Source organism: Streptomyces rhizoryzae (genome assembly GCF_023155275.1).
Lineage (GTDB): Bacteria > Actinomycetota > Actinomycetes > Streptomycetales > Streptomycetaceae > Streptomyces > Streptomyces rhizoryzae.
In genome coordinates, this window is the sequence record NZ_JALMUV010000055.1 from 23,622 (window position 1) to 44,069 (window position 20,448).

Annotated in this window: 16 protein-coding genes; 9 read left to right on the forward strand and 7 right to left on the reverse strand. The window is 74.9% G+C overall.

From position 1 onward, the window contains the following. Positions 1-98 precede the first annotated feature (98 nt). Complete coding sequence (locus MUU72_RS31015) at positions 99-791, forward strand: ArsR/SmtB family transcription factor (RefSeq protein WP_248016776.1); 693 nt, start codon at positions 99-101, stop codon at positions 789-791. Positions 792-1,091: 300 nt separating this feature from the next. Here MUU72_RS31015 and MUU72_RS31020 read toward each other — a convergent pair whose 3' ends face one another. Next, on the reverse strand, positions 1,092-2,540 hold the full coding sequence (locus MUU72_RS31020; RefSeq protein WP_372503275.1) for a glycosyltransferase family 39 protein: 1,449 nt from the start codon (positions 2,538-2,540) through the stop codon (positions 1,092-1,094). A 368-nt stretch (positions 2,541-2,908) separates the two neighbouring features. Next, positions 2,909-5,386 carry a D-alanyl-D-alanine carboxypeptidase gene (locus MUU72_RS31025; RefSeq protein ID WP_308403900.1) on the reverse strand — a complete coding sequence of 826 codons (2,478 nt, stop codon included), beginning with the start codon at positions 5,384-5,386 and terminating at the stop codon, positions 2,909-2,911. A 645-nt stretch (positions 5,387-6,031) separates the two neighbouring features. Between MUU72_RS31025 and MUU72_RS31030 the strand changes: the two genes are divergently transcribed. From MUU72_RS31030 to MUU72_RS31040, 3 genes are all read left to right on the forward strand, one after another. Further along, positions 6,032-6,799, forward strand: a complete 768-nt coding sequence (locus MUU72_RS31030; RefSeq protein WP_248016763.1) for a GOLPH3/VPS74 family protein — start codon at positions 6,032-6,034, stop codon at positions 6,797-6,799. 326 nt (positions 6,800-7,125) lie between these two features. Further along, entirely contained in the window at positions 7,126-7,992 is an 867-nt protein-coding gene (locus MUU72_RS31035) for a helix-turn-helix domain-containing protein (protein WP_248016764.1), read from the forward strand. 215 nt (positions 7,993-8,207) lie between these two features. Beyond that, the gene (locus MUU72_RS31040; RefSeq protein WP_248016765.1) at positions 8,208-8,414 is read left to right on the forward strand and encodes a DUF397 domain-containing protein; all 207 of its coding nucleotides are present in this window, start codon (positions 8,208-8,210) and stop codon (positions 8,412-8,414) included. Positions 8,415-8,519: 105 nt separating this feature from the next. Here the strand turns inward: MUU72_RS31040 and MUU72_RS31045 are convergent, their stop codons facing one another. After that, positions 8,520-9,377: a hypothetical protein gene (locus tag MUU72_RS31045; protein ID WP_248016766.1), complete on the reverse strand. Its 858-nt coding sequence runs from the start codon at positions 9,375-9,377 to the stop codon at positions 8,520-8,522. 173 nt (positions 9,378-9,550) lie between these two features. On the opposite strand from MUU72_RS31045, the gene MUU72_RS31050 reads away from it, so the two are divergent. The 3 genes from MUU72_RS31050 to MUU72_RS31060 all read left to right on the forward strand — a co-directional run bounded on the left by MUU72_RS31050 (position 9,551) and on the right by MUU72_RS31060 (position 12,580). After that, positions 9,551-10,777 (forward strand): aminotransferase-like domain-containing protein, encoded by a 1,227-nt coding sequence (locus MUU72_RS31050; RefSeq protein ID WP_248016767.1) that lies wholly within the window; start codon positions 9,551-9,553, stop codon positions 10,775-10,777. A gap of 242 nt (positions 10,778-11,019) precedes the next feature. After that, positions 11,020-11,646 carry a DUF2690 domain-containing protein gene (locus tag MUU72_RS31055; RefSeq protein WP_248016768.1) on the forward strand — a complete coding sequence of 209 codons (627 nt, stop codon included), beginning with the start codon at positions 11,020-11,022 and terminating at the stop codon, positions 11,644-11,646. A gap of 148 nt (positions 11,647-11,794) precedes the next feature. Continuing rightward, on the forward strand, positions 11,795-12,580 hold the full coding sequence (locus MUU72_RS31060; RefSeq protein WP_248016769.1) for an SDR family oxidoreductase: 786 nt from the start codon (positions 11,795-11,797) through the stop codon (positions 12,578-12,580). Between the two features lie 42 nt (positions 12,581-12,622). Here the strand turns inward: MUU72_RS31060 and MUU72_RS31065 are convergent, their stop codons facing one another. Then, a complete protein-coding gene (locus MUU72_RS31065) occupies positions 12,623-13,744 on the reverse strand; it encodes an ADP-ribosylglycohydrolase family protein (RefSeq protein ID WP_248016770.1) in 1,122 nt (373 codons plus the stop codon). 227 nt (positions 13,745-13,971) lie between these two features. Between MUU72_RS31065 and MUU72_RS31070 the strand changes: the two genes are divergently transcribed. Next, entirely contained in the window at positions 13,972-14,226 is a 255-nt protein-coding gene (locus MUU72_RS31070; RefSeq protein WP_248016771.1) for a hypothetical protein, read from the forward strand. A gap of 43 nt (positions 14,227-14,269) precedes the next feature. On the opposite strand, the gene MUU72_RS31075 is transcribed toward MUU72_RS31070, so the two are convergent. From MUU72_RS31075 to MUU72_RS31085, 3 genes are all read right to left on the reverse strand, one after another. After that, positions 14,270-16,909, reverse strand: coding sequence for a bifunctional FO biosynthesis protein CofGH (locus tag MUU72_RS31075; RefSeq protein WP_282505039.1), 2,640 nt, complete (start codon positions 16,907-16,909; stop codon positions 14,270-14,272). A 253-nt stretch (positions 16,910-17,162) separates the two neighbouring features. Beyond that, positions 17,163-17,564, reverse strand: a complete 402-nt coding sequence (locus MUU72_RS31080; protein ID WP_248016772.1) for a VOC family protein — start codon at positions 17,562-17,564, stop codon at positions 17,163-17,165. A gap of 227 nt (positions 17,565-17,791) precedes the next feature. Further along, positions 17,792-18,616, reverse strand: a complete 825-nt coding sequence (locus MUU72_RS31085) for a TIGR03619 family F420-dependent LLM class oxidoreductase (RefSeq protein ID WP_248016773.1) — start codon at positions 18,614-18,616, stop codon at positions 17,792-17,794. Between the two features lie 190 nt (positions 18,617-18,806). Here MUU72_RS31085 and MUU72_RS31090 point away from each other — a divergent pair, with 190 nt between their 5' ends. After that, positions 18,807-20,339: a CehA/McbA family metallohydrolase gene (locus MUU72_RS31090; protein WP_248016774.1), complete on the forward strand. Its 1,533-nt coding sequence runs from the start codon at positions 18,807-18,809 to the stop codon at positions 20,337-20,339. Positions 20,340-20,448 lie beyond the last annotated feature (109 nt).

A 20,448-nucleotide genomic window follows, 5' to 3' on the forward strand; every position in this document is an offset into this window, starting at 1 on the left:
AGCCTGGCCACGACCACGGCCACCCTGAGGCCGGCCACGCCCGCCCCGAGCGTGGCCACGACCGTCCTGCTCACCACCAGCCCGACTACAGCCAGGAGCTGGCGCGGTTGGCGGCGCTGCTGGCCGACCGGACGCGGGCCGCGTTCTGCCTGGCGCTGCTCGACGGGCGGGCCTGGACGGCCGGGGAGCTGGCCGCGTACGCGGGGGTGGCGCCGTCCACCGCGAGCGAGCACCTGTCGCGGCTGACCGACGGCGGGCTGCTGGTCGAACGGCGGCAGGGCCGGCACCGCTACGTCCAGCTGGCCGGGCCCCGCGTCGCCGAGCTGCTCGAATCGGTGACCGCGCACCTCGACCCGCCGGCCGCCGCCCCGCGCGGACTGCGCGCGGCCACCGCCTCGGCGGCGCTGGCCCGCGGCCGGACCTGCTACGACCACCTGGCGGGGCGCCTCGGCGTCGCCCTCACCGACGCCATGACCGCGCGGGGGCTGCTGGACCAGGACGGCGGTTTCGCGCTCACCGGCAGCGGGCGGGAGTGGTTCGCCGATGTCCTCGGGGTGCCGGACGACGCGCTGCGCGGCGGTCGCCGCCCGCAGGCCCGCGGCTGCCTGGACTGGACCGAACGCCGCCAGCACCTGGCCGGTACGGCGGGTGCCCGGCTCTGCGAACGGTTCCTGGAGCGGCACTGGATCCGCCGCATCGGGACCGGCCGGGCCGTCCGCCTCACCCCGGAGGGCACGACCGCCCTGCGGGAACTGCTGGGCATCGACGAGCGGACGGCGGGGTTGGTGTAGGGGGAGGCGCGTGGTGTGCGGCGGGGGTCGGGGCAGCGGCGCGCTGGGTACGGCGGGACGGCAGGCGTGCGACAGGCGCGCGACAGGCGCGCTGTGTACGGCGGGGCGGCGGCGCACCGGGCTCGGCCGGGGCGCCGGGCTCGGCCGGGGCGCCGGGCTCGGCCGGGGCGCCGGGCTCGGCCGGGGCGGCGGCCCGACGCCTGACGGGGCGAGCGCGGGAGGCGGGGCACTCACCCGGGTGCGGCCGCCCGGCCACCGGCAGCAGGCCGGCGAATCCGGCACGGGCCCGCCCACGCCCCCTCAGCAGTGCCCCCCGCCCCCCGCCCCGCCCACCCGGGCGTACACGGTGACCCGGGCGCCCCGTACGTTCCGGGTCGTGCAGGGGACGAACGCCGTGCGCAGGGTGGCCCGTTTGGTGCGTTCCTGGTCGTTGGTGTCGAGGGGCTGGCCGGCCGGGTCGGCGGCGACGACGATGCGGCGACTGGCCAGCATCCGGGCGCGGATCGCGGCACCGGGCAGTTCGGTGCCGTAGAGGGTGCCGGACGTCACCGGGCTCCCCTCCAGGGCGAGATCGCGCAGGCCGCGGAAGTCCTGCGGACGGGTCGCCGCCCAGATGCGGCGGCGGGACGGGGTGAAGAGCAGCCCGTCGCCCGGTGCGGACAACTGCCGGACGGCCTCGGCGACCGAGGTCGCGTCGTCGGCCCGGCTGTCCGGGCTGCGCAGGTGGACGTCGACGGGCAGCAGGACGGCCGCCACCAGTACGACCGCGACCGGTGCCCGCAGCCGCCGGGCGCGGGTCGCGCCCCCGGTACCGGACGGGCGCGGCAGCCCGGCCAGCGCCGCGCCCGCGGCCAGCGCGAACCCGGCGACGTAGTAGAGGACGTAGCGGTCCACGTAGGTGGGCTCGATGTCGGACAGCAGCAGGAGGAGGACGGTGGGGAGGAGGAGCAGCGGGAGGGCCAGGGCACGCAGGCCGATCGGGCCGCGGGGGCGCACCGGGACGCGGGCGCACAGGCAGCCGGCGGCGGCGAGTCCGGCGAAGGTGAGCAGTTGCCACGGGTCCGGCCACGTCAGCCAGCTGAGCTGGTCGGACTGGCGGGTGCTGAAGACGGCGAGCGGGGCGAGCAGCGCCAGGACGCCGCCGGCGGCGAACGCCCAGGACCGCCGGACGCGGCGCGGCAGCCGGGCCAGCGCGACGGCGGCGCCGTGCGCGGGCAGCGCCAGCGACGCGAACTCGTGCAGCAGGCAGGCGGCCAGCATCAGCGCCGCGTAACCCAGCCACCGCGCGCGGCGCGGCCGGGCCGCGGCCCGTACCAGGACGTACGAGGCCCAGACGACCAGCGCGCAGACCAGCGCGTACGAACGGCCTTCCTGCGCGTACCGCTGGACGATCGGCAGCAGTGCGAAGACCAGCCCCGCGAACAGCCCGGCGCGCCGGCCGGCCAGGTGCCGGCCGAGCAGGGCGACCCCGGCCGCGGCGGCGGTCATGGCGGCGACGGACGGCAGCCGCAGGCCGATCGCCGTACCGGCCGCGTCCCCGAACGCCGGGCCGAGCGCCGGGCCGAGGGTGGCGTCGTAGACGGCGAACCAGCCGTGCATCAGCGCGTAGTACAGGCCGTGCACGACATCGACGTGGAGCAGGGTCGCCCACAGGTCGGGCAGGCTGCGGTGCGCCATGTCGTAGGTGACCGCCTCGTCCCGCCAGACGGCGTCCCGGCGGCGGATCCCCCAGAGCCCCAGGAGCAGCATCAGCCCCGCGGGCACCAGCACCACCGCGCTGCGGGCGGCCCCGGTAGCCAACGGCTCCGGCGGCAGATGTGGCTTCGGCTCCGACTGCGGCTTCGGCTTCGGCTTCGGTGTTTGTGACGCGTCGATGGCGGGCTCCGGTCACATCGGGCGGGCGAACGGGCGGCCGGACGGCCGCGGCGGGAACGGGACGAGCGGACCGGCGACGCGCCCCTGGAGGGAGCGGACGAACGCCGCGCCCCGACAGCGAACGGGCGGACGCCGCACCCCCATAGGTCACGGGCCGACGCCGCACCCCCACAGCGCACGAGGGCGGAAACGCGCGGACGGCCGGGAGGGGTGGACACCCGCCCGGCCGTCCGGCCGTCACCTCAGCCCAGACGCGTCAGCTTCGCCCCGAACGTCGGCTTGGCCAGGTCCGTCTGGAGCGCCACCGGCACCTTCTGCTGGCTGGCGCCGCTGCCGACGGTCAGCTCGCCGACGACGGTGCCGGCCTTCGCCTCGTGCGGCACGCCCTTGCCCTCGTCACCGAGGCTCAGCTGCAACCGCTGGCCCGGGACGCCGACCGCGCTCAGGTCCTTGGTCGCGACGAGCGGCGTCAGACCGCCCAGACCGTCGTCCACGTAGCCCACGACCTGGCCCTTCGTGACCGCCTTGGCCGAGGTCAGCGCGTCCCGCACCGCCTGGATGACCTTCTTGCTGTTGTCCTTGACCATGGTGAGGCTGTTGGAGGCGTCCGGGTCCAGACCCTTGAAGTGCTGGTCCATCATCGTGCCCAGGATCAGCCGGTCCTTGCCGTCCACGGTCTTGTAGGCCGCCCAGGACAGCGTGCCGCCGGCCGGCGTACTGGAGCCGGTCTTGATGCCCTTGATGCTCAGCCCGGCCAGCAGCAGGTCGCCGTTGTTGTTGTAGATCTTCTCCGGCAGCCCGGGGATCTCGGCGTTGGGCATGGCCACGATCGGCCGGAACGCGTCGAACTTCATCACGGCCTCGGCCAGCTTGAGCTGGTCGACGGCGGTGCTGACGGTCTTCGGGTCCAGGCCGCTGGGGTCCGTGTAGGTGGTGTTGGTCATCCCCAGGTCCTTGGCGGCGTCGTTCATCTTCTTGACGAACGCCGCCTCGTTGGCGGAGGAGGTGTCCCAACGGGCCAGCAGCCGGGCGATGTTGTTGCCGGACGGAATCATCAGCATCTTGAGCATGTCCTGCTCACTGAACTTCTGCCCCGCAGTGAGCCCCTTGATCCGCGACTCGCTCTCGGACTTGCTCTCGGCCGCCGCCTTGGCGTCGACCTCGATCTGCGGGCCCTTCTCGTCCTTCTTGAGCGGGTGGCCCTTGAGGATCACGTAGGCCGTCATGATCTTGGCGACGCTGGCGGTCGGCACCGGCTTCTGCTCGCCGAACGTCCCCACGTCACCGGAGCCCACGACCTTGACGGCCGCCTGCCCCTGCGCGGGCCACGGGATCGACAGCTGGCCGCCGAAGGTGAACGAGGACTTGGCGTCGCCGAGGGACAGCACCGGCGCCGGCAGCGGACGCACGGCCTGGACCACCGCGAAGATGATCACCAGCAGCACCACCAGCGGCGTCCAGATCTTGACCCGCCGGACGACGGAGCGGATCGGCGTCTCGGGCGGCGGCGGGGTGTTGGTGAGCTTCGCCAGCAGGTCGAGCGGCGGCAGCGGTTCCTGCCGGGTCCGCTCGGACTCGGCCTCCGCCGCGGAGGGCGCGGGCGCACCGGCGGCGGCCCCGGCACCGGCCACGGGCTCACGGGCGGGCTTGGGCGGCGCGGCGGGCGGCATCGCGCCGGGGGTCGTGGCCGGAGCCTTCCCCGGGGCCTTCTCCGGAGCCTTGGCCGCCACGCTGCCCGCGGCGGCGCCCTTCTCCTTACCGTCGACGCCCTTCCCGGCGCCCTCGCTCCCGCCCTTGCCCTGCTCTCCGCCCTGGTCCTTCTTGTCCTTGTCCTTGCCCGCGCCCTTTTCCTGGTCCTTGCCCTTCTCCTCGTCCGCCGTGCTCCCCGGGGCGCGGAGCGGGGTCTTGGGCGCGGTCTTGCCGATCGACCGCTCGGCCGAACCGTCGTCCGCCGACTTCAGCGCCACGAACTGGCTGGTCCGCTCGGCGTCCCGCTCCGCCGCACCGCCCTTGGCGTCGCCGCCCTTGGCGTCCTTCGCGGAGTCCTTCGCGCCCTTCCCGACGTCCTTGCCGACGCCCTTCCCGACGTCCTTGCCGAGCTTGAAGACGGTGGTCGGCTGGTCGGCGGGACGTTCCGCCGCACCCTTGCCGGACGTCTCCGACGCCGCGGGCTTCGCTACGGCAAACACCCGGGTGGCGTCATCGGCCGGCGCGTCGCCGTCGCCCGCGCCCGTCCCGTCCTGCTCGGCGCCCTGCCCGTCCTTGCCCTTCTGGGCACCGGCCTTCGCCGCGCCGGTCGTGCGGAACACAGCGGTCGCCCGGTCAACGGCTTCGCCCCCGCCCTCCCCGGAGCCACCCGCGTCGGAGGCACCCTCGTCGGAGGCACCCTCGTCGGAGTCGCCCTTCCCGGAGTCGCCCTTCCCGGAGGCACCCTTGGACTCGTCGCCGCGCTTCGGCTCGGCGGCGCCCTGGGGCTCGCCGCCGTCCTCGGCCGCGGCAGCCTTCTCCGGCTCCGCGCCCTTCTCCGACTCGGCGCCCCCCTTCCCCCCAGCGGGTCTCCCGGACGCGGCGGACTCACCCTCCGGCGCAGCCTTGCCCGACGACTCGCCCTTCCCGGACCGCTCGTCCTTCCCCGACCGCTCAGGCTCGGCCTCCGAAGGTGCGCCGGCCGGCAGACGGCCTCCGGCACCCTTGGCCTTCGCTTCACCCTCCGCAGCCACCGACGCGCCCTCCTGGGCCGCCTCAGACCCCTTCGCGGGCTCCCCGGCGGGCTTATCGGCGGACGTCCGGGCGGACTTCAGGCCGGATCCACCCTTGCCGCCCCCGCTCGCACCGGCCCTCTCACCGGAGTCCCTCCCGGAACCCTCGGAGGAAGCCCTCCCGGAGTCCTTCCCGGAACCCTCCCCGGACCGCTCCCCAGGGACCTCCCCGGACCGCTCCACGCCGTCCCGTGCACCCTGTTCGCCCCGTGCACCTTCGCCCCGTTCCCCCCGGTCCTCCCGGAGGACAGCAAGCCGCGGATCGCGTTCGGTGCGTGTCGCCGCCCCCGACGACTGCTCCTTGCCCGACTTCTTGTCCGACTTGTCGGGGGACTCGCCCGCCACCGATGTCTCCTTCACTACGTCGCACTGCCCTGCCTGGTGCCAGCTGTTCCGAACGGAACCAGTCTGGCCAAGTGTCCTGTGTCCGCGCGGCGGCTTCCCACCGCCACGCGAACCGGTCTGCGCCGCACCCCTCGGATGATGTCGCCGACGTGCTAGACGAGAACGACATACCTACCGGTTCCCTCCCGAACCCCCCACGCACCCTCGACAGATGAATGTGAGAGGGGTCACCCTGTCATTCATCCACGCGGGGAGGCTTGGATGGGCAGGAGCCGCAGAACAATTCCGGAGGAGCTTCTGCTGCTGGCTTTGGACCCGGCCACGGGCACCACAGCGCAGCCGCAGTCGCTCGACCTCGGCCTTGCCGGGGCCCAGCTAGTGGAGCTGGCCCTGGCAGGACGGATAGCCCCAGACGGGGATCGTATCGCCGTGGTGATGGCACGGCCGACAGGAGATCCGACCCTGGACTCCGCTCTCGAACTGCTGCGCCGCCGCGGCAGTCCGGTGCGCGCGGTCCACTGGATCGGCGGGCCCCGGCTGGGGCTGCGCCAGACCTACCTCACGCATCTCGAACGGTGCGGCATGGTGCATGCCGTGGCGGGCCAGATGTGCGGGGTGCTGCCGACGACGCGCTACCAGGCGACGGAGACGGCCATCAGCCGGGAGATCAGGGCCCGGCTCGACAACGCGATCCGCACCGGCGTCCCACCGGACCCGCGGACCGCGGCGCTCGCCGCGCTGGCCCACGCGGTCGGCCTCGGCAAGCACCTGTACCCGGGGAACGAGGGGCGGTCATCGCGCTCCCGGCTCCGGGACCTCATCCGCCACGACCCGATGGGCGGACTGGTCGCGCACGCCGTCATGGACGTGCAGAACGGCGTCGCGGCGCAGCCGCGGCGGGGTTCGGCACCGGGCGGCGGCCCGGGGGCCCGCAAGGCGGCGGCCCACCCGACGGCCGACGCGGCCGGCGTACCGGGCCAGTCGCGGCGGCACGGACACGGCAGCATGGCCCGCGTCGGGGCCCGCTGAGACCCACCGGCACCCGGTACCCCGCAAGCCCGCGGACGCCGCAGGGCGCCGCCCCCGGGTACCGCCGGGCACCACCGCTCCACCGGGGGCGCACCCGCACCGGCGGGTGCACCCCGCCGGCATCACCGCACCACGCCCCGGACCGTTCGGGAGCCGCAGGGAGAAGCGCGGGGTGGCGGGCCCGGCCGTTCGGACGACGGCCGGGCCCGCCACCCCGCGCGCACGTCCGCTCGCCTTCTGTGGTCATTCGACTGCGCCGCGTCCCCGTGAAGTGGCAGTCTGCTCAGAGGAAATGACAGCAGTACGGAGCCGGAGGTGCACGTACCGTGGCGTCCAACGTCAACCCGACCGTGAGGCGGCGCCGATTGGGCCAGGAGCTGCGCAGGCTCCGGGAGGAGAAGGGCCTGACGGCGGAGCAGGTGGCCGAGCGGCTGCTGGTCTCCCAGTCGAAGATCAGCCGGCTGGAGAACGGCCGCCGCAGCATCAGCCAGCGCGATGTCCGCGACCTGTGCGGGGTCTACGAGGTCGAGGACCGCCGGATAGTGGATTCGCTGATGCAGATGGCCAAGGATTCGCGCCAGCAAGGCTGGTGGCACGCCTTCGGTGACATTCCGTACAGCGTCTACATCGGTCTGGAGACCGAGGCGGCGTCGCTGCGCACGTACGAGTCCCTGCTGGTGCCGGGCCTGCTCCAGACGCCCAGCTACGCCGAGGCGGTGATCCCCGGCACGATCCCGGAGCTGGCCGCGGAGGAGCTGGAGAAGCGCATCCAGGTCCGGATGCGGCGCCAGGAGCGGGTGCGGGACGGCGAGCGGCCGCTGCGGCTGTGGGTGGTGCTGGACGAGAGCGCGCTGCGGCGGGTGGTCGGCAGCCACCTGATCATGCGGGAGCAGCTGGAGCACCTCGTGGAGGTGAGCCGGCTGCCGCACGTCACGGTGCAGGTGCTGCCGTACGGCACGGGTGCGCACGCCGGGATGTCGGGCACCTTCTCGATCCTGGAGTTCGACGACGCGGCGGATTCGAGCGTGGTCTACATCGAGGGCGTCACCAGCGACCTGTACCTGGAGAAGACCAACGACGTGCACAAGTACACGATCATGTACGAGCACCTGCGGGCGCAGGCGCTGAGCGCGGACGCCAGCCGGGAGTTCATCGACGAGGCCGCCAAGCGGCATGCGGATGCGCTGACTTGAGGGCCGCGCGGCGGGTGGGGCACCGGTGCCCCACCCGCCCGGAATGTTGCATACCGATGAACGGGGGCGGCACGGTACACCTGCGCCGGCGCACCTGAGAAGAGATCACGGAATATGCCATTCGGATGAGTGAAGGGCCCTCTGCGGCTGGTGATGTTGGCGCGTAGCGTCGTTCTCACCGAACCCGCGGTAACTCAGAGTAAGGTGGAGTGAACATGGCCGTTCAGCCCAATTCCGCGTTCTCCTGGACCAAGTCCTCGTACTCCGGCGCCAACGCCTGCGTGGAGATCGCCGTGCCGACCACTGCGGCCATCGCGGTGCGTGACTCCAAGGACCCCGAGGGCCCGCGTCTGACCTTCGGCAACTCCTCCTGGGGCAGCTTCGTGTCGGACGTCGCCGGCGGCGCGTTCGACCTCTCCTGACCCGAGCCGTCACCGACCGCAGTCCGTGTGACACCAGCTCGGTTACGAGCCCTCTCGACTGGATCGCCGTCCCGGCCGAGGGGGCTCGGCCATGTCCGGGCGCGGTCAGCGGAGTTCGGTCACGTAGCGGTCGGTGCCGGGGACGGTGGGGAGGAAGGGCGCGACCAGTTCGACGCGGCCCCGGCCCGCGGCGGCGACCTCGGCGTCCAGGCCGGTGAAGTGGCCCGCCGGCCAGCAGCGGCGCGGGTCTTCCGTGAGGAACCACAGCAGGGTGAGCCGGGTCCCGGTGCCCTCGACCTGCTGGACGTAGGGCATCCGGTCGGCGGGCAGCGGCGTCGGGCGGAAGACGGTGACCAGGGCCGCCGGCGAGCCGGCCAGGCGGTGCGGCAGGTGGTGGGTGCACAGCCAGTCCAGCAGGGCCGCGCGGTGCTCCGGGCCGTCGGTGTCGATCACCTCCAGGACGAGCCCGGCGTAGGGGTGGTCGAGCGCGTGGAAGTCCCGGGGGCCCTCGGCGCCGTCCCGGTAGACGGTCGCCGCGTGGTCCTGGAAGGCGGTGAAGACGTGGGTGCGGTGCTGGTTGATGCGGCCGTCCCGGAGCAGGCGCCGGTTCACGGTGACGGTCCACCGCATGTGGGCGTCGTAGCGGCCGGCGGTGAGCCAGTAGGTGGCGAGGTAGCAGCCGGCGGTGACCGGGCGGGCGATCGCGGAGTCGGCCGGGTAGCGCAGGAGTTGCAGCTCGCGGGTGGCGACCCAGCGGCGGCCGGCGAAGATCCAGGGCATGGCCATCGCGCCGGCCAGGTAGTGGTCGTCCTCGTACCAGCGGTTGTAGGCGCGTTCGTGGCCGGGGTGGGGTTCGACCATGGTGATCAGGGCGTGGCCGGGGTGGACGCCGTAGGGGCCGGTGGCGGGCAGCGCGGCGTAGGCGGCGAGGTCGCCGTCGGGGCAGGGGTCGTCGGTCGTCATGGCCGACAGGTGTAGCTGACACCGCGTCAGATGTGGAGGGGTGCGGCGGCGGTGCCCACCCGGGGCCGGTTCAGTATGCGGGCAGTCCTGCCGGATCGGCCGGAGGCTTTCTATGCTGCCCGGCATCCGACGCTAACGACGGTTAACGCGGAGCACCCGTGATTGGAGCTGCCATGCCGGACCAGGCCCTGACCTCTGCCCCCGCCCCCGTTCCCGGTCTCGCCGCGCGGGCCGCCCGGACCGGCAGCTCGCCCGTACGCGACATCCTGGCGCTGACCGCCCGGCCCGAGGTCATCTCGTTCGCCGGCGGGCTGCCCGCGCCGGAACTGTTCGACACCGAGGGGATAGCGGCGGCGTTCCGGGAGGTGCTCGCGCGGGCGCCGCGGCGGGCGCTCCAGTACTCCACGAGCGAGGGCGATCCGGCGCTGCGGGCGGCCGTCGCGGCCCGCACCACCGCCCGGGGGCTGCCCACCGGCGCCGACGACCTGCTGGTCACCACCGGTTCCCAGCAGGGGCTGACGCTGCTGGCCACCACGCTGCTGGAACCGGGCGACGTGGTGCTGGTGGAGGACCCCTGCTACCTGGCGGCGCTCCAGATCTTCTCGCTGGCGGGGGCCCGGGTGGTGGCGGTGCCCACCGATGACGAGGGGCTGGACCCGGCGGCGCTGGACGAGATCGCGGCGCGGGAGAAGCCGAAGCTGCTCTACGTCATCCCGACGTTCCAGAACCCGACCGGGCGGACGCTGTCCGACCGGCGGCGGGCCGCGGTCGCCGAGGTCGCGGCCCGGCGCGGGCTGTGGATCGCCGAGGACGACCCGTACGGGGAGCTGCGGTTCGAGGGTGAGCCGCAGCGCTGGATCGCGTCGTTCCCCGGTGCGGAGGACCGGACGGTGCTGCTCGGGTCGTTCTCCAAGGTCATGGCGCCGGGGCTGCGGCTGGGCACGCTGCGGGCGCCGGCCGCGCTGCGCCGGGCCTGCGTGATCGCCAAGCAGGCCGCCGACCTGCACACCTCGACCGTGGACCAGGCCGCCGCGGCGGCGTATCTGGCGCACGCCGACCTGGACGCGCATCTGGCGCGGGTCCGGGACGCCTACCGGGAGCGGCGGGACGCGCTGCTGGCCGGGCTGCCGGGGGCGCTGCCCGCGGGGTCGCGGTGGAACCGTCCGGCGGGCGGGATGTTCGTCTGGGCGACGCTGCCGGCCGGGTACGACGCGGCGGCGCTGCTCCCGGAGGCGGTGCGGCACGACGTGGCGTACGTGCCGGGGGCGCCGTTCTTCGCGGGGCGGCCGGACCCGGCGGCGATGCGGCTGTCGTTCGTGACGCACGGTCCGGCGGAGATCGGTGAGGGGCTGCGGCGGCTGGGCACGGCCCTGGGGACCGCGGGGCGGGACGCGGCGTAACGGGGCGGTGGGGCGGGAGGTGCGGCCGACCGCGGGAACGCCGTAGCGGGGCGGTGCGCGAGCGGCCGGGCGGCGGGGCGGCGGGGTGGCCCGAAGGCGGCGGGAAAGGGACTTCCCGGCGGGCCCGCCGGTGCCGGAGACTGAAGGGTCCACGGCATCACGCACCGGCGGTTCGGCCCAGCGGCCCGCGGCCCGGCGGCGGACGCCGGACGGCCCGTCGAGCAGGACTTCCTGGAGGCCGGATGACCAGTGGCCCCCGTGTGCGGGATCCGGCGGATCCCCCGACTCCCCCGCCCCCCTCTCTCCCCCGGCGGCTGCTCGCCCGGTTGCGCGGCCCGGTCGGGCGGCTGCGCGGTCCGGGCCGGCTGCTGCGCGGTGCCGGGCGCCGGCTGCGCGCGCACGCCCGGCACGCCCTGGTGATCGGGGTGGTGACGTCCGTGGTCGGCGCGCTCGCCACCCTCGCCGCCGAGCAGCTCCCCAAACTCTTCGAGGACCCGCCGGCCACCTGCCCCGGCGCCGGCTGCGACGGCCGGAACCCGACCGCCACCGGGTGCGCGGCGGACGCCCTGACCTACGAGCCGGCGGTGGGCAATCCGGTCCGCCTGCACCTGCGGTACAGCAAGCGCTGCGGCGCCGTCTGGGGCCGGATGGTGGCGGGGGTGGCCGGGGACATGGTGACGGTGAGCGTGACGGGCGGTTCGTCGCGCTCCGCCTCGATCAACTACGGGCACGACATCTTCACGCCCATGGCGTCGGTGGGCGGCACCTTCCGGGTGCGGTTCTGCGCGGTGCCGACGACCAGCCCGAACCGCACCCGCTCGTGGGTGAAGTACTGCTTCGAGGGGACGCAGGCGGCGGCCTGGGACTGACCGGCCGGGCGGCGCCCCCCACCGGGCGCCGCCCTGGCCTTTCCCGCCCGGCCCGCCTACCCTGGCCCCCGGCGCGGAATACCTGACGCAGCGTCAGACACGCTGCCGGTGCGCCGGGTTGGCGGGCGGGTGACAGGGAGGCGGGTGCATGCTGCTGCGCGACAGGACCGTCATCGTCTCCGGGGTCGGCGCGGGGCTCGGGCACCGGGTCGCGGCGGCGTGCGTGCGCGACGGTGCGCGGGTGGTGCTGGGCGCCCGGACGGAGCGGAACCTCGCGGCGGCCGCGGCCCGGATCGACCCGGCGGGCGGGCGCACCGCCTGGCGCGCGACCGACATCGGCGACGAGGCGCAGTGCGCGGCGCTGGCCGGGCTGGCGGTGGAGCGGTTCGGCGGGATCGACGCGGTGATCCACGTGGCCGCGCTGGACGACCACATCGGGGGCCTGCGGGACGCCGACTTCGACGCCTGGCGGCGGGTGGTGGACGTCAACCTCTTCGGCACCCTGCGGATGACCCGGGCCTGCCTGCCCGCGATGACCGCGGGCGGCGGCGGCTCGGTGGTGATGATCGGCACCCAGTCGTCGGTGGCCGCGCCCTCGCAGGTGCCGCAGGCCGCCTACGCGGCGTCCAAGGGCGGGCTGGTCTCGGCGATGTACTCGCTGGCGCGCGAGCTGGGGCCGGACCGGATCCGGGTCAACACCGTGCAGCCGGGCTGGATGTGGGGCCCGCCGGTGGCGGCGTACGTGCGGCACACGGCGCGGGCCGAGGGGGTGCCGGAGTCCGAGGTGCGCGACCGGCTCGCCGGGCGGATGGCGCTGCCGGACCTGGCCACGGACGCGGACGTGGCGGAGGCGGCGGTCTTCCTCGCCTCGGACCGGGCGCGGGCCATCACGGGCCAGTCGCTGCTGGTCAACGCCGGGGAGCTGATGCGCTGAGGGCCCGGGGCGGGCGCCGGGCCGGTGCGCGCCCCGGGGGGCTCAGGCGCGCGGGTAGCGGGCGAGCCAGCCCGGGGCGGAGCCCGCGGGGCCGTGCAGGGCCGGTCCCTGGGTCATCTCCATGGCGAAGTCGTCGGCGAGCTGGAGGATGGTGGAGCGGCCCTCCAGTTCGACCAGCCAGTCCGGGGGCAGGGCGGTCTCGCCGTGCAGGGTGCCCAGGAGGTTGCCGCAGATCGCGCCGGTGGAGTCGCTGTCGCCGCCGTGGTTGACGGCGAGCAGCAGGCCGTGCCGGACGTCCTCGGCGACCAGCGCGCAGTACACACCGATCGACAGGGCCTCCTCGGCGGTCCAGCCCTCGCCCAGCGACTCGACCCGGGCGGGCGTCGGCATGCCCTGCCGGACGGCGCCCAGGGCGCGTTTGAGGGCGTCGGTGGTCTCCTCGTGGCCGGGGCGGGTGGCGAGGTGGGCCAGCGCCTTCTGGACGGCGCCGTCGAGGTCCTCGCCGCGGGCCAGGCAGTGGCTGATCACGGCGAACGCGCCGGCCGCCAGATAGCCGGTGGGGTGGCCGTGGGTCTGCGCGGCGCACTCGACGGCGAGCTGGAAGACCAGCTGCGGCTCCCAGCCGACGAGCAGCCCGAACGGCGCGGAGCGCATCACCGCGCCGCAGCCCTTGGAGTCCGGGTTCTTGGGCGCCTCCAGGGTGCCCATGGCCTCGTCGCCGAGGCCGCTGAGGCAGGCGCGGCCGGGGGCCCGGCGGGCGTAGAGCCACTCCTCGCGGGCCAGCCAGCCGTCGTCGTCCCGGCGTTCGTCCGGGCCCCAGTCGCGCTGGGTGGCGGCCCAGCGGAGGTAGGCGCGGTGCACGTCGGTGGGCGGGTGCCAGGCGCCGGTGTCGCGGCGGACCTGGGCCCGGATCAGGCCGTCCACGGTGAACAGGGTCATCTGGGTGTCGTCGGTGACCGCGCCGCGCCGTCCGAAGGCGGGCACCGGCCCGGTGACGCCCTCCTGGCCGTGTGTCGCGCGGATCGCGTCCAGCGAGTCGAACTCGATGCCGGCGCCGAGCGCGTCGCCGATGGCGCCGCCCAGCAGGCAGCCGCGCACCCGGCTGCGGAAGTCCTGCTGCTCGGCGCGGCCCCAGATGGCGGCGGTGCCTGGCGCCCCGCTCATGCCGGCCGCTCGCTGCGTTCGCTCACTGCGCTCTCCCGACGCTCACCGGTTCCGGGGCCTTGCGGTCGCCCCTGGCGCAGCACTGTATCGACCGGAATTGACCGGGTCGGGGCGGGGTTTGTTTCAGCTTCGTATCGTGTGGCGCGCCCCCGGTCCGCCGGGCGGCGGTTTCCCGCCCGGCCGGGCGTCCGATGATGGGCGCGCCGCCCGCTGGGCATGCTCTTCCCATGTCCGAGTACGAGTGGGACCGCACCACCATGGCCGTCGTCGCCTCGGCGCTCTCCGGGGACAGCGACGGCGCGGTGGAACTCCTCCGGCCGCTCCCCCAGCGCGATGTCTGCCACGTCGCCGTACGGCTCGCGGCGATGGCCGCCGACGCGCTGATCGTCGCCGCCCAGGACGCCGGCGGGGACCGCGAGGAGGCCCTGTCGCAGTGGCAGCAGTGCATCCTCCAGCACGAGGCGGAGTACGGCGGGGGGTGACCTGACGGCGGCGCGCCCCGGGCGGCGGGGCGCGCCGGCGGCGCTACTCGACCACCGGAAGCAGTTCGGGCAGGTGGCCGTCGGACGCCAGCGCGGCGGCCTGGCGCTCGGCGGGGACGTCGCCGTAGGTCGTGGTCCGGGGGCGGGCCGGGCGGCCGGCCAGCTCGGCGATGCCGATCAGGTCCTGGATGGAGCGGTAGGAGCCGTAACTCGACCCGGCCATCCGGGAGATGGTCTCCTCCATCAGCGTGCCGCCGAGGTCGTTGGCGCCGGAGCGGAGCATCTCCGCGGCGCCCTCGGTGCCCAGCTTCACCCAGCTGGTCTGGATGTTGGTGAGGTGCGGGTGGAGCAGGATCCTGGCCATCGCCGTCACCGCGCGGTTGTCGCGGGTGGTGGGCCCGGGGCGGGCGATTCCGGCCAGGTAGACCGGGGCGTTGGTGTGGATGAACGGCAGGGTGACGAACTCGGTGAAGCCGCCCGTCTCCTGCTGGATCCGGGCCAGCAGCCGGAGGTGGCCCAGCCAGTGCCGGGGCTGGTCGACATGGCCGTACATCATCGTGGACGAGGAGCGGATGCCCAGCTCGTGGGCGGTCTTGATGACCTCGACCCAGGTGGCGGTGGGGAGTTTGCCCTTGGTGAGGACCCAGCGGACCTCGTCGTCGAGGATCTCCGCGGCGGTGCCGGGGATCGTGTCCAGCCCGGCGGCCTTGGCCTCCGTCAGCCACTCCCGGATCGACAGGCCGGTGCGGGTCGCCCCGTTGACCACCTCCATCGGGGAGAAGGCGTGCACGTGCATGCCCGGGACCCGCTCCTTCACGGCGCGGGCGATGTCGAAGTACGCCGTCCCGGGCAGATCGGGGTGGATGCCGCCCTGCATGCAGACCTCGACCGCGCCCACGTCCCACGCCTGCTGGGCGCGGTCGGCGACCTGGGCGAGGGAGAGGGTGTAGGCGTCGGCGTCCGTGCGGCGCTGGGCGAAGGCGCAGAAGCGGCAGCCGGTGTAGCAGACGTTGGTGAAGTTGATGTTGCGGGTGACGATGTACGTGACGGTGTCGCCGACCGTGGCGCGGCGCAGGTCGTCGGCGATCCGGCAGAGCGCGTCCAGCGCCGGGCCGTCGGCGTGCAGCAGGGCGAGCGCCTCGTCGTCGGTGAGCTTCGTCGGGTCGTCGGCGGCCTGCGCCAGGGCCTGCCGGACGTCGCCGGCCAGCCGGGAGGGGGCCATGCCGGGCGCGGCGGCCTCGCGCAGCGCCGCCCAGTCCCCGTACACCTCGTCGAAGTCGTCCCGGCGGTCGGCGCTGCGGCCCTCGGTGTCGATGGTGCGGTGCAGGTCCGTGCGGCCCGAGGGGACGAACCCCTCGTCGGGCTCCTGCCAGGGGCGGCCCACCACCGCGGCGTCCTCGCGGGCCAGACCCGTCTCCGGGTCGGCGAGGGCGGTGACGTGCGGCAGCACGCGCGGGTCCAGCCACGGCTCGCCGCGGCGGACGAACTCCGGGTAGACCGCCAGGCGTTCGCGCAGCCGGAAGCCCTCGGCGGCGGAGTGCTCGGCGAGCGCGTCGATCTGTGGCCAGGGGCGCTCGGGGTTGACGTGGTCGGGGGTGAGCGGGGAGACGCCGCCCCAGTCGTCGATCCCGGCGCGGATCAGCCGGCCGTACTCCTCGTCGACCAGATTGGGCGGCGCCTGGAGGCAGGCGGACGGGCCCATGAGGTGCCGGGCGACGGCCACCGTGGCGACCAGCTCGTCCAGCTCCGCGTCGGGCATCCGGCGCATCGCGGTGTCCGGCTTGGCGCGGAAGTTCTGAAGGATCAGCTCCTGGATGCCGTGGTAGGCGCGGGAGACGCGGCGCAGCGCGAACAGCGACTCGGCGCGCTCCTCGTAGGTCTCCCCGATGCCGATCAGCAGGCCGCTGGTGAACGGGACGGAGCTGCGGCCGGCGTCCTCCAGGACGCGCAGCCGGACCGCGGGCTCCTTGTCCGGCGAGCCGTAGTGGGGGCCGCCGGGCTCGCTCCACAGGCGCTCGGCGGTGGTCTCCAGCATCATGCCCATCGAGGGGGCGACCGGCTTGAGGCGCTGGAAGTCCGTCCAGGACAGCACCCCGGGATTGAGGTGCGGCAGCAGCCCGGTCTCCTCCAGGATGCGGATGGCGATGGCGCGGACGTAGGCGATGGTGTCGTCGTACCCGGCGGCCTCCAGCCACTCGCGGGCCTCGGGCCAGCGCTCCTCGGGCTTGTCGCCGAGCGTGATCAGGGCTTCCTTGCAGCCCAGTTCGGCGCCGCGGCGGGCGATCGCCAGCACCTCGTCGGGGGACATGAACATCCCGTGGCCGGCCCGGCGCAGCTTGCCGGGGACGGTGGCGAAGGTGCAGTAGTGGCACTTGTCGCGGCACAGGCGCGTCAGCGGGATGAAGACGCTCTTGGAGTACGTGATGACACCGGGGCGGCCGGCGGACTCCAGACCGGCGTCCCGCACCCGGGCGGCGGAGGCGCACAGGTCCGCCAGGTCGTCGCCGCGGGCCTGGAGGAGGACCGCGGCCTCGGTGACGTCCAGGGCCACGCCGTCCCGGGCCCGCTTGAGCGCCCGGCGCATGGCGTTGGCCGTCGGCCGCGGGGCCGCCGCGGCCCGGCCGGACGCCTGGTCAGATCCCTGGTGTGATCCCTGGTCAGGTCCCTGCGCGCTGGAAGTCATGCACCGAGCATACGAGCGGCCACCGACATCTCCGCCGCGGGTGGGGAAGCGAGTGGTGTGCCGCTGATCACGTCAAACGGAGGTTGTCTCCGGACCGGTTCCCGGACACGTTCCCCGACCCGCGCCCGGGCACACCCCGGTGGCCGCGCGGGCACGCGGCGGGCGGCCACCGGTGGCACGGAGCCCGCCCGGGCAGCAGCCCGCCGGACCGGTGCGGCGGGCGCCTCACGGGTCCGGGCGGGTGCCTCACGGGTCAGAGGGAGGAGAGGAGTTCCTCGGAGTACGTCCGGGTCAGGAACTCCATGTTGTGGCCGTCGGGGTCGTTCACGTACAGCCCCCGGCCGCCGTCGTGGTGGTTGATCTCCTGCGCCTTGGTGTGCATCGGATCGGCCCAGTACGGCAGCTCGCGCTTCTGTATACGGGCCAGGATCCCGTCGAACTCCTCCTCCGTCACCAGGAACGCGTAGTGCGTGGCGATGAACTCCCGGCCCCCGGCGACGTGCTCGGCGTAGTCGAGGGTGACCCCGTTGTCCAGCTTGAGCGCCGCGAACGGGCCGTACGCCTTGGGTTCGGGGGCGTCCAGCAGGTCGGCGAGGAAGCGGGCCGAGGCGAAGCGGTCCTTGCTGTGCACGATCGTGTGGTCGAGGCGGGGCATGGCGTCTCCTTGGTCTCCCGGGGCTCCGCGGAACTCCTCCGGGAGGTGGTCCGATTGCCTGTACCACCGACGCTACGCCCGCCCGGCCCGCGGCGGATCGGTCTGCGGTCCCGGTCCGGGTGGAGGGGGCTTACGCCGCGGGTCGTAGGCGGGCGGGGCGGGCGGCTCCCCCGGGGCCCGTGCCGGCCCCCGGCCCCTCCCGCTCCCGCCCGGCCGCGGGCGTGGCCTCACAGGTACTGCGCGTAGTCGTCGAGCGTCCGCAGGACCTCGGGTTCCCCGGCGGCCGGCAGCTGGAGGACGACCTCGGGCAGGCCCAGCTCCCGGTAGTGCGCCAGCTTCCCCGGTGTCGGGCGGACCGCGTACGGCACCACCTCCGGGGCGCCCGCCCGGCCGGCCTCCTCCCAGGCCCGGCGCAGGGCCGGCAGGGCCTCGCCCAGACCGCGCCCGCCGATCGGCAGCCAGCCGTCCGCGCCCGAGGCGATCTCCCCGAACAACCGGGGCCCGGCCGCGCCGCCCAGCAGGATGCGCGGCGCCCCGCCGGCCGGTTTGGGGTGCGCGAGGGACGCCCGTACGGACCCGAACTTCCCGTGGTAGGCCGTCGGTTCCTCGGCCCACAGGGCGCGCATCAGCGCCAGCCGGTCGCGGACCAGGGCCCGCCGCACCGACCAGTCCACCCCGTGGTCGGCGGCCTCCTCGACGTTCCAGCCGTAGCCGACGCCGAGGGTGAAGCGGCCGCCGGAGAGGTGGTCCAGGGTGGCGACCTGCTTGGCCAGGTCGACCGGATCGTGCTGGGCGACCAGGGTGATGCCGGTGCCCAGCCGCAGCCGCTCGGTGACCGCGGCGGCCTGCCCGAGGGCGATGAACGGATCGAGGGTGCGGCCGTACTCGCGGGGCAGCGGGTCGCCCATCGGCGCCGGGGTGTCGCGGGAGGCCGGGATGTGGGTGTGCTCGGGCAGGTACAGCCCGGCGAACCCGCGCTGCTCCAGCTCCTCGGCGAGCCGGACCGGCCGGATCGTCTCGTCGGTGAGGAAAATCGTGGTCGCGATCCGCATGCTGCTGCTACCTCCGCGTCGGCGTGGATGTCGGACGTACGGCGCGCTCAGGGGCGTGGGGTGACCGCATGGTGCCGCACCGTCCGCGAGTTATCCACAGGGCTTTTCCCGCATGTCACACGCGCGTACAACAGTTTTCACACCGCGGAACGGACGCGGGCCGGACACCGACGACGGCACGGGGGCGGGGATGGAGCGACGCGAGGTACTGAAACTTTCGGCGGCCGCCGGCGCGGCGGGCGCCCTGACACTCGGCCCGGTGGGCTTCGCGGGCCCGGCCCGGGCCACCCCGGGCGGCGGGGAGGCGCCGGCCGAGGAGACCCGGACGGTCACCGGCCATCTGCCCGCCGGCTCCCCGGACTTCGTCTACGTCCCGGTCGGGGTGCCGCCCGGTGTCCGGGAGCTCGCGGTCGCGTACCGCTACGGCAAGCCGCCCGTCCCCGAGGGCACCGCGGGTAACGCCTGCGACATCGGCCTCTTCGACGAGCGCGGCACGGCGCCGGGCGGCGCCGGGTTCCGCGGCTGGTCGGGCGGGGCCCGCTCGGAGTTCTTCCTCCGCGCCGACGACGCCACCCCCGGCTACCTCCCCGGCCCGATCGGCGCGGGCACCTGGCACATCGCCCTCGGCCCGTACACCATCGCCCCGCAGGGCCTGGACTACGAGGTCACCGTCACCCTGCGGTACGGCCCGCCGGGCACGACCCCGCCGCCCGTCTACCCGCCCGAGCGGGCCCGGGGCCGCGGCCGCGCCTGGTACCGCGGCGACAGCCACCTGCACTCCGTCCACTCGGACGGCAGGCGCACCCCCGCGCAGATCGCGGCGCTGGCCCGGGCCGCCGGGCTGGACTTCCTGACCACCACCGAGCACAACACCACCGCGAGCCACCGCGCCTGGGAGGGCCTGTGGGGCGATGACCTGCTGATCCTGACCGGCGAGGAGATCACCACCCGCAACGGCCACGTGGTGGCGATGGGCACCGACCCCGGCGTGTTCATCGACTGGCGGTACCGCGCGCGGGACAACGCCTTCGGCAGGTATGCCCGCGCCATCCGCCGGGCCGGCGGCCTGGTCATCCCGGCGCATCCGCACGCTCCCTGCATCGGCTGCGGCTGGAAGTTCGGCTTCGGCGACGCGGACGCCGTCGAGGTGTGGAACGGCCCGTACGGCCCCGACGACGAGATCACCCTCGCCGAGTGGGACAACACCCTGGTCGCCCACGCCCGGGGCGGCGGCGCCTGGCTGCCCGCGGTCGGCCACAGCGACGCCCACCGCGATCCGGACGTCGTCGGGATGCCGCAGACGGTGGTGCTGGCCGACGACCTCTCCCGCCGCGCCCTCCAGGACGGCATCCGGGCCGGCCGGGTGTGGGTCGCCGAGTCGTCCCGGGTGGACCTGTCCTTCGGGGTCACCGGCGGGCGCGGCGCCCACGCCGGCATCGGCGAGCGCCTGCGGCTCCCCGGCTCGGCCCCGGTCACCGCCCGCCTGGCGGTCTCCGGCGCCCCCGGCTGCACGGTCGCCTTCGTCACGGACCAGGGCGCCCGGCACACCGCCCCGCTCCCCGCGTCCGGCACCGGCACCGTCACCTGGCACACCACCCCCGACAACGCCGCCTACATACGCGCCGAGGTCCGCCACCCCCCGACCACCCCGGGCCTCCCCGGCCCGATGGCCGCCCTGACCAATCCGGTCTTCCTGGACCGGGAGGGCCGGGGTGGAGAGTGAGAGACGGGGCTGAGGGAGTGCGGGTGTCGCGGGGCGGGGGGCAGGGGGGCAGGGGGGCTGGGCGGCTGGGCGGCTGGGCGGCAGGGCTGTGGGGCGGCGGGTGGCACGG